The sequence below is a fragment of the Neorhizobium sp. BT27B genome (assembly GCF_050455485.1).
Taxonomy (GTDB): Bacteria; Pseudomonadota; Alphaproteobacteria; order Rhizobiales; family Rhizobiaceae; genus Neorhizobium.
Window position 1 is genome coordinate 31,189 of record NZ_JBCIYT010000010.1, and the last position, 12,680, is coordinate 43,868.

General features: G+C 61.3%; 11 protein-coding genes. All 11 read right to left on the reverse strand.

The genetic code is table 11. From position 1 onward, the window contains the following. Positions 1–13: 13 nt before the first annotated feature. The 11 genes from AAIH70_RS23265 to AAIH70_RS23315 all read right to left on the reverse strand — a co-directional run bounded on the left by AAIH70_RS23265 (position 14) and on the right by AAIH70_RS23315 (position 12,677). Positions 14–919, reverse strand: a complete 906-nt coding sequence (locus AAIH70_RS23265; RefSeq protein WP_132278384.1) for a LysR family transcriptional regulator — start codon at positions 917–919, stop codon at positions 14–16. Positions 920–1,030: 111 nt separating this feature from the next. Next, a complete protein-coding gene (locus tag AAIH70_RS23270) occupies positions 1,031–1,879 on the reverse strand; it encodes an alpha/beta fold hydrolase (protein WP_132278382.1) in 849 nt (282 codons plus the stop codon). 22 nt (positions 1,880–1,901) lie between these two features. Next, positions 1,902–3,599, reverse strand: a complete 1,698-nt coding sequence (locus AAIH70_RS23275; protein ID WP_132278380.1) for a DUF885 domain-containing protein — start codon at positions 3,597–3,599, stop codon at positions 1,902–1,904. Between the two features lie 86 nt (positions 3,600–3,685). Continuing rightward, positions 3,686–5,191 carry an ABC transporter substrate-binding protein gene (locus tag AAIH70_RS23280; protein ID WP_132278378.1) on the reverse strand — a complete coding sequence of 502 codons (1,506 nt, stop codon included), beginning with the start codon at positions 5,189–5,191 and terminating at the stop codon, positions 3,686–3,688. 156 nt (positions 5,192–5,347) lie between these two features. After that, positions 5,348–5,926, reverse strand: a complete 579-nt coding sequence (locus tag AAIH70_RS23285; protein ID WP_132278376.1) for a peroxidase-related enzyme — start codon at positions 5,924–5,926, stop codon at positions 5,348–5,350. Beyond that, on the reverse strand, positions 5,923–6,414 hold the full coding sequence (locus tag AAIH70_RS23290) for a CMD domain-containing protein (protein ID WP_132278374.1): 492 nt from the start codon (positions 6,412–6,414) through the stop codon (positions 5,923–5,925). Before AAIH70_RS23290 ends, AAIH70_RS23285 begins: the two co-directional genes overlap by 4 nt. Before the next feature lie 11 nt (positions 6,415–6,425). Next, positions 6,426–8,687 (reverse strand): molybdopterin-dependent oxidoreductase, encoded by a 2,262-nt coding sequence (locus tag AAIH70_RS23295; protein ID WP_132278372.1) that lies wholly within the window; start codon positions 8,685–8,687, stop codon positions 6,426–6,428. Between the two features lie 3 nt (positions 8,688–8,690). Further along, positions 8,691–9,623 (reverse strand): ABC transporter ATP-binding protein, encoded by a 933-nt coding sequence (locus tag AAIH70_RS23300; protein ID WP_207908302.1) that lies wholly within the window; start codon positions 9,621–9,623, stop codon positions 8,691–8,693. Further along, a complete protein-coding gene (locus AAIH70_RS23305; RefSeq protein WP_132278370.1) occupies positions 9,620–10,630 on the reverse strand; it encodes an ABC transporter ATP-binding protein in 1,011 nt (336 codons plus the stop codon). Before AAIH70_RS23305 ends, AAIH70_RS23300 begins: the two co-directional genes overlap by 4 nt. Before the next feature lie 8 nt (positions 10,631–10,638). Continuing rightward, complete coding sequence (locus tag AAIH70_RS23310; RefSeq protein ID WP_132278368.1) at positions 10,639–11,823, reverse strand: M24 family metallopeptidase; 1,185 nt, start codon at positions 11,821–11,823, stop codon at positions 10,639–10,641. After that, the gene (locus AAIH70_RS23315) at positions 11,820–12,677 is read right to left on the reverse strand and encodes an ABC transporter permease (RefSeq protein WP_132278366.1); all 858 of its coding nucleotides are present in this window, start codon (positions 12,675–12,677) and stop codon (positions 11,820–11,822) included. The genes AAIH70_RS23310 and AAIH70_RS23315 overlap by 4 nt, the downstream gene beginning before the upstream one ends. Positions 12,678–12,680: the final 3 nt, after the last annotated feature.

A 12,680-nucleotide genomic window follows, 5' to 3' on the forward strand; every position in this document is an offset into this window, starting at 1 on the left:
TAGATATCTGTTATTATTCGATTTTTTGCGAAAGCAGAATTTGCCGCTGGAGAGCATCACTCAAGGCCTGCGCCGCAATGGACAGCGGAACCCCGGCCGCTCGTGCCAGACCGAAATCCTGAGTGGCTTGCGGAACGAACGGCCTTTGCACGACCGGAAGATGCCGATAGAGATTGGCGTAAAAACTGCTGATGATGGACACACCCAACCCTTGCGCAACATAGGCGCAGGCCGAGCTGTTGGTATGAGTCTCGATCTTCACCATCTGTTTCACGCCCGCACGCGCAAATGTCTGGTCGAGCGCCATGCGGTTTGGCCTCTGCCGACCGATCAGCACCAGCGGCACATTGCGAAGATCCTTTGCGGAAATTTCATCGCGTTCCGCCAGCGGGTGATCCTTCGGCACGACGCAGACGCTTTTGCCGCTCGCGACCTTTTCCACCACGATGCCCGGTCCCGTCTCTCCCTCCATACGAAGGAAGCCGATATCGATCACCCGCTCGCCGACCAATTTGTTGATTGCAGTCGTCGTTTCGAAAAAGGTTTCGATGCGCACACCGGGGAAATCGCGGATGTAATCGACCAGCATGGCCGGGGCAAAGTTTTCCCACATGCTGCTCGGCAGGCCGATACGCACGATTTCCGGCCCCGACGCACCGCTGCGCAGGTCTTCCGCATGGCCGGACATGCGGTCGACGGCAAGCAGGATGTTTTCCGCATCACGACCGAGCGCAAGTGCTTCCGGCGTGGCGATAAGGCGTCCCTTGTCGCGCGCAAACAGCGTGATCGAGAGGTCCTGCTCCAGCTGCTGTAACATACGGCTGACACCGGACTGGCTCAACCCCATAGCCTTTGCCGTTGCGATCGTCGAGCCGGTGGCCAAAAGCGTGCGCAGCACTTCGAGTTGCTTGATGTTCATGTGGCGGATGCTCTTGCAGGGGTGGGCATTGGCCGGAGAGAGTAGTGCCGGGCGACGACGTCCTCAAGCCCGGCAATACGCTCTTCTCGCCCCCCCTATGCCCGCCACGCTTCAGGCATCGACGGCAGTTCGCGCCAGAAATTCGCGAATGGCGCCAATAACCTGTTCATGCGCTTCCACATGGACTGCATGATTGGCGCCAGGCACTTCGAAAAACTCACCCTTCGGAACGCTTTCGGCAATCAGCCTCGAATGATTTGGCGGGCAGATCCAGTCTTCGGCGCCGCAGACGACCAGCGTCGGTACCGGAATATCCTTCAGCCGGTCGCGCAGATCATAGAGCCGTTCCTTGAAAAGCGCATTATGCGTTTCGGCATGCAGGTGCATGGTGCGGGTGCGCTCAAGTGCTGCATCGGGATCGAATTTTTCGTAATAGAGCGGCTGCAAGGCCAGCCAGATCAGCCGCAATTCGGTATCGTCGATCACCTTGTCGGAAAACATCTTGTCGAGCATGCCCAGCGACGCGCTCGGTGCCTTATGGATGCGCTCCTTGAAGACGACCATTGCATCGTCCTCGTGGTGATAGCTGGCCGCCGTGCCGCGCAGGATGAGACGCGAGAGATTGTGCCCGTATTTGACCGCATAGGTGAGCGCGATCATGCCGCCGAAGGAACCGCCTTCGAGGATGATCTTCTTCCCCCCGCAGAGATTGACGCGAAAGGCCTCGACGTCATCGGCCAGCTGCTCGAACGTATAGGGCGGCGTCAGGCTCGTCTCACCGCAGCCGCGCTGATCATAAGCGATCACCCGATATCTGTCCGACAGCACCTTGTAGGCGTTAAACTCGCCCTTGCGATCGCCGATGCCGCGGCCGCCATGCAGGGCGATGATGGTTTCGGCGGCCGGATCGCCGGCCTCGTCGTAGACAAAGGTTGCGTCGTTGAGGGTCACTGTCGGCATGGGATGCGTCCTCTTTGTGCTGTCATGCGAGTTTGGATTGAGCGTCGAGCTGTTCGGCGATCATCTGGTCGATACTGTTTTCGACCACCGTCATCGGAACCGGGCCGAGTGCCAGAATGCGGTCATGGAAAGCGCGGATATCGAAGGCCGGTCCAAGCAGTTTCTCGGCTTTTTCGCGGGCACGCTCGATCGCCATCATGCCGAGATAATAACCCAGCGCCTGACCGGGCCAGCTGATATAACGCTTCAGTTCGGCTTCGATGACCGGCAGCGGCAGGCCGGTCTTCTCAGTCATGTAATCGCGGGCGCGGTCATAATCCCACCCCTTAGCATGAACGCCGACATCGACGACCATCCGCACCGCGCGCAGGGTCAGCAGGCTCCACATGCCGAACAGATCATAAGGCGTCTCGTAGATGCCCATCTCGACGCCGAGCCGCTTTTCGCAATAAAGCGCCCAGGCATTGCCATAGGCGATGGCGTAGGTCTGCGAGCGGAAGGCCGGCCGTGCATCGTTTTCGGCGGCAAGCGACATCTGGAAGCAATGGCCGGGCACCGCCTCGTGCAGGGTCAGCACCGGCAGGATGTAAAGCGGCCGGGCGGCAAGATTGTGGGTGTTGAGCAGGTAAAGGCCCGGCGCGCCGGTGCCCATCGGATAGGTCGGTGCAATACTGTCCGGCACCGGCTCGATGGCAAAACGGCGACGCGGCAGAAGGCCGAAAAATCGGTCGAGTTTTGCCTCGACCTTCTTGGTGATCCAGGCGGCCCGCATCAGCAGATCCTGCGCCGAGACCGGATAAAATTGCGGATCGTTCTTCAAGAAGGCCAGAAATTCTGGCAGCGTTCCGTCGAAACCGCTGGCGCGCATTGCCTGCAGCATCTGGGCACTGCAGGTTTCGACTTCGGCAAGCCCGAGGTCGTAGATATCGTCCGCCTGCATGTCGAGCGTGGTGAACTCGCGCACCTTGGCGTCATAATAGGCCTGTCCATCCGGCAGTTCTGTCGCGGCGATCGGCGTGACTGCACCAGCCGCATAGACATCGCGCATGAAAACCAGAAGCCGCGCATAGGCGGGCAGAACGGCGTCGGCTATCGCGACGCTGGCCTGCTGCGCGAGGTCATCCCGCACAGCGACCGGCACGGACTGAGGAAATGCACGGAATGGCTGAAAATAATCGGTGTCATCCAGGGCCTGCGCGAGCACCGCCTCGATCGTTCGGATGGCCGCCGGCAGGATGATCGCCGGTTGGCTGAAACCACGCGCCAGCCCGGCCTGCATATTGGCGATCGCCTCGTCGAAATAGCGCGGCATGTCGCGCATCAGGCCAATCGCGTCCCGATATTTGCGCTCGCTGTCAAAAGCCTCCTCGCGGATGGAGGCAGCGGTATCGTCCCAGAAACTGGTAGAACCGTTGAACGGCCGCTCGTAATCGCGAAACACCTGAGACAGCCGCAGGGCTTCCACCTGCTGGCGCAGCACAAGCCGGTCCTCGCGACCGGTCGGCGACAGTGCATCCGCGTCCAGTTCATGCAGCTCGCAGAGAACCGACGTCCAGAATGCCAGCTTTTCCGCTTGGCTTGCCGGATCAATGTTTGGAAGCACGCCCCTCAGTGGGACATATGCACCGAGTTCACGCACCACATGCTGACGCCGGAACGACCATTCGCGCGCTGCAATATCGGCAAGCATCCGGTCGGCGGGAAAATCGACAGTCGGCATGGCATTCTCGGAAGTGATGGAATGGCCGCCCAAATATTGACGGCAGAGAGGCACTCCGCGCCACTAGGCGCGAAGTGCCGGTTCCGTTAGTTGGCAGCCGGCTTCATGTCGAAGGCACGAACCCAGTCGTCGCCACGCGCCGCCCAGGTGATCTTCTTCGACAGGCCATAGGTGGTCGGCTGGGTGTAGAGGAAGAGCGCCGGCGCATCATCGCACATGATTTCGGTTGCCTTCTTGTAGGCGTCCTGACGCTTGGCCTTGTCCATGGTCGAACGGCCATCGGCAAGCGCTTTGCCGAAATCGGCATTGTCCCAATAGGCATACATGTTGCCCGGTGCGAACAGGGTCAGCAGGCCATCGGCATCGATGGTCGGCCATGCCTGGCTGAGCAGGCTCATGCGGCCAAGATCCTTCGCCTTCAGATACTTGTCCATATAGGTGCTGAACTGCATCTCGGTGATCTTGGTTTTTACACCGATCTCTTCCAGCTGGCTGGCAACCGCCTGAACGACTTCCTCCCCGTTGAGATAGGTGCCGGTCGGCACTTCGATCTCGATCGGATCCTTCGGCGCGCCACCAGCCTGTTCGAGAAGTTCGATGGCCTTGTCGGGATCGTAAGAATAGGCCTTCAGATCCGGGTTGAAGCCAAAGTAGCTCTTCGACGTGACCTGGCAATGCGCCACTTCCGCCTGATCGTTGAAGATCGCCTTGACGATGCCTTCCTTGTCGACCGCATAGTTCAGCGCCTGACGCAGCAGCTTGTTGTCGAGCGGCGCCTTCTGCGTGTTGAACTTGATGAACACGGTGCGCGTGCTCGGCACGGCGCCAGCCTGTGCCTGGCCGCTGGTCTTGATGCGCTCGATTTCGGTGGTCGGGATCGAGTTGATGAAATCGACTTCGCCGGCCAGAAGGGCCGCAACGCGGCTCGCCGCATCCGGAATGACGCGGATGACATATTTGTCGAAGGCCGGCTTTTCACCCCAGTATTTTGGGTTGGCTTCAAGCGTGACGCTGTCGCCCGCCTTGACCGACGAGATCACATAGGGTCCGCCCGAGGTGGTTTCGGTGGCCGGCTTGTGTTCGGCGGCCCATTTCGGCGGCAGCAGGAAGAACATCGACATCTGGTCGATCAGCGCCGGATAAGGCGAGCTGGTCTTGATCTCGATTTCCGTCGGGCTGACGACCTTGACGTCGCTGATCAGCGTGAACCATGCCTTGATTCGGGCATTGACCGCCGGATCGCGGACGCGGTCGAAATTCCACTTCACTGCTTCCGCGTCGATCTTTTCGCCGTCGTTGAATGTCGCGTCGGAACGCAGCTTGATGCGCCATGTCAGGTCATCGACATTGCTCCATTCGGTGGCAAGCGACGGCGCGATCTTGAGGTCCGGGCCGCGCAGGACGAGCGACGGATAGATGTGGCTGAGCAGGCTCAGATCCGTGCCGACCGAGGCGGTCATATGCGGATCGAACGTGTTCATCATGTTGGTGACGGCAATCGTCAGGGTCTTTTCCTGCGCCAGCGCCGTGGAAGAAATCAGTGTGCCGATCGACAAGGCGGCAATTGCCGCCAAAGGCAGTTTACGTGTCATGTTTCGTCTCCTAATGACCCTGAATTGTCTTGTCTTTTCATGCTCTTGTATGCACTCGCAAGGAACGGACTTCCCTCTTTTCCGCCCCCTTGAGAATAAGCATTTCGCAATTGCCGATATCGTGGAAGCGGTTGTGGCGCTTCCACGATATTTCCATCACTTGGTGTCCACCGGCTCCGCGTGGCCGAGCGTATGCATCAACCGGTTGGCCCAGCCGAAGATGGCCGCCGAATGGATGAGGTCGACGATGTCAGCCTTAGACATGCCGTGGTCGCGCAGTGTCTGAACCTGCTCCTTCGTCACCTGCGACGGCGTCTGCGACAGCGTCTTGCAGAAATCGACGATGGCTTTCGTCTTCTCGTCGAAGCTGCCTTCGAGACCGCGGACATAGATTTCCTCGACCACCTCGTCACGGCCGGAAAGCTCGACATACCGGCGCGCATGCACAGATGCGCAGTAGACGCAGCGATTGACCGCCGAGGCCACCAGCGCACCCAGTTCCCGTTCCGCCCGGTCGAGACCACCCTTGGCATACATGATGGCATTGAACAGTTTTGTCCGCGCCACATAGGATTCCGGGTCGTGCGCCAGAGTGCGCACATAGGGCGAAACCTTTGTGTTGGACGGTGTCACCTGCATGGCGGCAAGCTGTTCTTCCGTCGCGGTCGTCACGTCGACAGGCTCGATATAAGGCGACCACGAGAGAGCCTTGACCTTGAAACGCGCGCCGCTCATGCGACCTCTCCCAGAGCAGCCAGACCAACGATGACGCGGGCCTCGAAATTGACGAAGGCGATCAGTTCGGACAGCGCGATGATCTGCGGATTGCTGAGGCCCGCCGCTTCCAAGGCCTCGATATCCGCCTTGGTGTTTTCGCGTGGTGTCTTGGTGACGAGGTCTGCATGGCGCAGGATGGTGCGCAGAAAACTGTCTGCCTCGGCAGGCAGTTCACCGCCAGCAGCGATACCGGAGAGAAGCGGCGTCGCGCCGGCCTGCGCCAGCATCTCGTCATAAGTTTTCGCCAGTTCCTCGTGACCGAGAAACCGCGCCATACGGGCGGCAAGCGCCGCGCGCAAATCGTGGCCGAGATCGAACCCATGGGTCGGCGTCAGAACCGTCTGGCGGCAAAGCTCTGTGCCATCGACGAAATCCGGCCTTTGTCGCCGGATGTCGTAGAGTTCGGAACCCGGCGCGATGCCGGAAAGACGGTCGATCTGGTCCATATCCTTTGTCCTCATGCTGCCTGCTGGCCGATCCGTCTCCACAGACGAACCGAGACCAGACAGGAATTGGGGGCCGTCGCCTGCGACAGTGTCGAGGCCGGCGCGATATCGGTGAGCGTGTTGGGGTTGCCGCCGTGGTCCAGACCCTCGGCATCGGGAGAAAACCAGCCGCCCGCCGCCAGCACGGCCACGCCCGGCATCAGGCCGGCATCGATGGCCAACGCCGCGATCGCCCGGCCGCGATCGTTGTAGATCTCGCAGAGGTCGCCATCACCCAAGCCGAGGCGCGTGGCATCGGCGGTGCTCAGCGAAAACTGTTCGGCCCCGTGGCGTTTTGCATTCTGGCTGGCCGGTCCATATTCAAGCTGGCCATGCAGGCGGTGCGCCGGTTGCGGCGACAGCAGATGCAGACCGTGTTTTGCTGAAAGCGGTGCACCCAGCCATTCGGCGGGCGGCATCCACACCGGATGGCCGGGCATGTCGCCATATCCGAATGCCGCAATCGCGGCTGAGCCGATCTCGATACGACCACTCGGCGTCTTCAGCGGTGCGGCGTCAGGGTCACCCACAAAACGGCGGAAATGGTCGGCCGGCGCCGGCGCATCCTCGCCTTCGTCCAGCGCCGCGAAACCACGCAACCGAAACCGCTGGAAATCCGGCAGTTCCGGATAACGGTCGCGATAACCCTCGTAGATTTTCGCCAGCCACTCATCGGTGGTCAGTCCGCCATCGAACTGAGCGCGACAACCCAACCGGTCGGCGACGAGGCAATAAAATTCATGATCGCTGAGAATACCGCCCAGTGGCTCCATCGCCCGGCGGCTATAGACCAGCCAGTTATCGCGCGAGGATGCGGCGATATCGTCGCGCTCGAACGGAAAGGCGGAGGGCAGAACGATATCGGCCATCTTCGCCGTTGCCGTCCACATCGGCTCGGCGACGATGATCGTTTCCGGCCGCCGAAAAGCATCTCTCAGCCGGTTGAGATCCTGATGATGATGGAAGGGATTGCCACCCGCCCACCAGATCAGCCGGATATCCGGCAGGCTCAGTACCTGTCCGTCATAATCGATCGTGCCGCCGGGATTTTCGAGAAGCTCGGTAATCCGCGCCACGGGAATATAGTGCTCGACCGGGTTGCGGCCCTGCTCGAAAGCCGGTCCCTTCAGACGCCGCACCGGCTGGCCGACGGAGTTGACCGCCGTCAGACCGAAAGCGAAACCGCAGCCTGCCTTGCCGACATGGCCGGCCATGCAGGCAAGCGCGATGGCCGCCCAGAACGGCTGCTCGCCGAACTGCGCCCGCTGCAGCGACCATGCGACATTGATTAGGCTCGGCATGTCATGCAGGTTTTCGGCGATCTCGATGATCGTCCTGGCCGGCACGCCGGATATCCTCGAAGCCCATTTGGCATCCTTGGGGATGCCATCGATTTCGCCGATCAGATAGGTTTCGAGTTCCGAAAAACCGACCGTGCAGCGCCTGAGGAAAGCACAGTCGAACAGGCCCTGTGTCAGCAGCGTGTGGCACATGCCGAGCATGACCGCCGCATCCGTATTGGGACGCAGCGGGATATGCCGCACATTGTCGCCGGGAGGTGCATCGCTGCCTGCGGGGCTGAAGACGACGATCTCGACGCCCTTCTGCTGGCAGCGTTTCAGCCATTCCGTGGCGCGGTGACTGCCGGTGCCGCCGGCTTCAACCTGCGCATTGCTCAATCGAAAACCACCGAAGGCGACGAGCATTCGGCAATGATCGGCGACGTCATTCCAGGATGGCGACGTATCGCAGGCATCCTTGTAATCGGCACCAAGCACATGCGGCAGCAGCACGCCGGCCGCGCCGTAGGAATAGGTATTGACCGAAGAGGTGAAACCGCCGGCGAGATTGAGCAGACGCTTGAGCTGGCTTTGCGCGTGGTGGAAACGGCCGGCACTCGCCCAGCCGTAGGAGCCGCCAAAGATCGCCTGATTGCCATGGATGGAGGACACGCGCCTGACTTCGCCGGCAATCAGATCCGCCGCTTCATCCCAGCTGACACTGACGAATTCATCGTCACCACGCAGCCGGCCGGTGCCGGCCAGCGGGCCGTTTTCCAGCCACGACTTTCGTATCATCGGCGTGCGAACCCGCTCAGGATGATCGGCAAGCGCCAGATATCCGAGCCCCATCTGTGATGGATCCGGGTCATGCCGAAACGGCAGAAGGCAGGGTTTTCCGTTCGCGTCCGCGCCGACTTCATAGGTACCGAAATGCGTGGCGAACAGGTGCATCGCTCAGGCCCTTAACACGAAGTGACCACCACCGAGCGGCTGCAATTGCGCCGTCTCGGGGGGCAGGTTTGCATTGACGTCAAAAAGCATCGGCTTGCGGTCGCGCTCGATATCGGGATCCGGCACCGGGATGGCCGAGAGCAGTGCCTGCGTATAGGGGTGTTGCGGGTTTTCGAAAATCGCCTCACAGGGTCCGATCTCGACAATGCGGCCGCGCAGCATGACGGCGACGCGGTGGCAGAGATAACGGATCATCGACAGGTCATGGGCGATGAACAGGTAGGTCAGCCCCAGCTCGTCCTGCAGGTCCTGGAACAGGTTGACGATTTGCGCCTGGATCGACACGTCGAGCGCGGTGATCGGCTCGTCGGCGACGATGAAGGCCGGATCAAGCGCAATCGCACGGGCGATGTTGACCCGCTGGCGCTGTCCGCCGGAAAACTCATGCGGATAACGCTTCATGAAGGACGGATCGAGCCCGACTTTTCTGAGAAGGCCGGCTACCCGATCCTGCCGTTCGCTGCGATTGCCGCTGAGGCCATGTACGTCCAGCGGTTCGGCGACGAATTCACCCACCGTCATGCGCGGATTGAGCGAGGCATACGGATCCTGAAAAATGATCTGCATGTCGCGCCGATACGGTTTCAGCAGCGATTTCGAGAGGCCGGTGATGTTCTGGCCCTTGAATAGAATGTCACCGCCGCTCGGCGCTTCCAGCTGCAGCAGAACGCGACCGGTCGTGCTTTTGCCGGAGCCGGATTCGCCAACGAGACCGAGCGTTTCACCCGGCGCGATGTCGAAGCTGACATTGTTGACGGCCTTCAGCACCGGCGCATTGCCGCCGAGAAAACGCTTCTCGCCACCATAGATCTTGCTCAGGTTCTGAACGGAAACGAGGGGTGGTACACCGGCAGAGGAAACCTGCATGTCGCTCATGGCTGGGCCTCCTGTTTGGCAAGTTCCGCTTTCAGATCGTACCAGGCGGCAACCTTGTGGCCGGGTATGCTGCCGGCGACATCGACCAGCGGCGGCACCTCATCCAGGCAGCGCGGCGTGGCAAACGGATTGCGTGGCGCAAACGGATCGCCGACCGGCGGCTTGCTCATGTCGGGCGGATTGCCGGGGATCTGGTAAAGGCGGGTGACGCCGCGCTTGCCGCCATGCGGCAGCGATTTCAGAAGGCCCCAGGTATAGGCGCTGCGCGGATCGTGGAAGACAGGGCGCACGGGGCCGCGCTCCATGATACGGCCGCCATACATGACCTGAACCGTATCGGCGAGACCGGCGACCACACCCATGTCATGGGTGATCCAGATCACGGTCGTGCCGATGCGGCGCTTGAGATCACGCACCAGATCGAGGATCTGCGCCTGCACGGTGACGTCGAGTGCGGTGGTCGCCTCGTCAGCGATCAGCAGTTTGGGATTGCAGGAAATGCCAATGGCGATCATCACCCGCTGGCGCATGCCGCCGGAAAACTCGTGCGGATATTGTTTGGAACGGCGGGCGGCATCGGGAATGCCGACCAGTTCCAGCAGTTCGACCACCCGGTCGCGTGCTGCCGTGGCGGACATGCCGAAATGCCGGCGCAGCGGCTCGGCGATCTGCCGCTCGATGGTCAGCACCGGGTTGAGCGAGGTCATCGGGTCCTGAAACACGAAGCCGATCTCCTTGCCGCGCACTTCGAACAGTTCGCGTTGCGACAGAGCCAGCAGGTTGCGGCCCTGAAACAAAACCTCGCCTGCGACGACACGGCCCGGCGGCGAGGCGATCAGCCCGACCATGGACAAGGCATGCACGCTCTTGCCCGAACCGGACTCGCCGACAATGCCCAGCGTCTCGCCTTCTTCCAGCGTATAGGAGACGTCATTGACGGCATGCACCGTGCCGGACGGTGTGTCGAATGCGACGGTCAGATTGCGGACTTCGAGCAAGGGCGCCATGTGTGCCTTCAGACCTCCAGATAACCGCCGGCCGAGCGCGTCAGATATTCGCGGCCGTCCTGCGTGATGAGTACGGTGTCGGAAATCTGGGTGGCGCAGACGCCGGGAACGCGAATATTCGGCTCGAAGGTGAACAGCATGCCGGGTTCCAGAACCAGCGTCGAAGCGGCATCGAGCGAGGAATGCTCATGCGCGCCAAGGCCGATACCGTGGCCAATGCGGCCCGGAATATTGGCGCCGTAACCGCGCGCCTGCAGGCCCACACGGGTCTTTTCGAACAGGTCCTTGTAGGGTGTGCCGGGCTTGATCAGCTGGTCGACCTCGTCGCGGATTTCCAGAATGGCATCGAGTGCGCGGCGGTTGGCATCCGGCAGCGGACCCATGGCGATGGTGCGCTCGTTTTCCGCATGAATGCCGTTGGCGATCGTCCAGATCAGCACCGACACGGCCTCGCCGCGCTGCGGCTTGCGCTGGGTGGGGTTGTCGCAATTGAAGAACATGCGCGGGCCGGACAGGACCCAGGTGGCCATGCCGTTCTGCACGCCGCCTTCCAGCGAACCGAAATCGGCCACTTCCACATCGGGATATTCTGCCGCCCAAAGCTTGTTCATCTCGTGCATGGAGGCGATCGCGACTTCGCGCTCGTTGCCACCGGCAGCGAGGGTTGCAACAGCCGTATCCATGCCGAGATCGGCGACGCGCGCGGCAATGCGGGCATGCGCAATCTCATCCGGATCCTTGATCAGGCGGCAATGGTCGACCAGGTGGCTGGCATCAGTAAACTTTGCATCGGGAAGCGCTGCCTGCAGCTGCTTCATGCGCTGGATCGAGATGAATTCCTCCTCGAGGCCGATGGTTTTGCCGGCAAGGCCGAGATCACCGAGAATGGAGGCAAGCGCGCCCTGCCAGTTCGGTCCCATCGTCACCTTGGTCGACCAGGAACCGTAAAGACGGATATCCGGCACCCAGGCGCTGGCGCGGCCATGGTCATCGCGCAGCGCATGTACGAGCATGATCGGATCATGATCGCGCGTCAGAATGGCGATGACCGGGTGCGAATAGATGATCGGGTTGAAACCGGTGAAATAAAAACTGTTTTCCGGCTTGAAGGAGACGATCACGTCGATGTCGCGTTTCGCCATGCCGGCTTTCAGACGGCCGACACGCGGAGGCAGGGAGGAAATCTGGGTCATCGCATGGTCCTCAATTTTGGATCGAAATAGTCGCGCAGCCAGTCACCTAAAAGGTTGACGCTGAGCACGGTCAGCACGATGGCGACACCGGGGAAGGTGACGATCCACCAGGCCGTCGAGATATAGACGCGGCCATCGGCCAGCATGCGACCCCAGCTCGGATTGGGCGGCTGCACGCCAAGGCCGAGGAAGGACAGCGCCGCATCCATGATGATGATGCGCGCGAGTTCCAGCGTGGCAATCACCAGCGCCGGCGTCATGACGTTGGGCAGAAGATGCTTGAGCATGATCCGCCAGGTGCCGGCACCGATCGCGTGGGCGGACAGGATGAACTCGCGTTCCCTGAGCGCCAGAACCTGCCCGCGGATGATGCGGGCGTAACGAAGCCAGCTGGTCAGCGCCAGAACGATGATGAGGTTGCGCGTCGAGGGGCCGAGGGCTGCCACGACCAGCAGAGCGAGCAGCATCAGCGGCAGCGCCAGCTGGATATCGACGACGCGCATCAGCACGCGATCGACGACGCCACGGTAATAACCGGCGACGATGCCGAGCAGCGTGCCGACGATACCGCCGAGGATCACCGAGGCCGCGGCAATCGCCAGTGTGATGCGGCTACCGTGGACGATGCGCGAGAGAATATCGCGGCCGAGTTCATCGGTGCCGAGCGGATGCGCGCCGGGCGAGAACAATCCTGTCCATGTCGGCGCCGCCATGCGGGCAACGAGGTTGGAACGGGTCGGCGACGGCAGGCCTAGATAGGGCGCAAACAGCGCGGCCAGCACGAAAACGAGGACCAGCAGGAAGCCGAACAGGCCGGCGCGGCTTTTGATAAGTGCGAGGAAAAAGGATTTCATGGC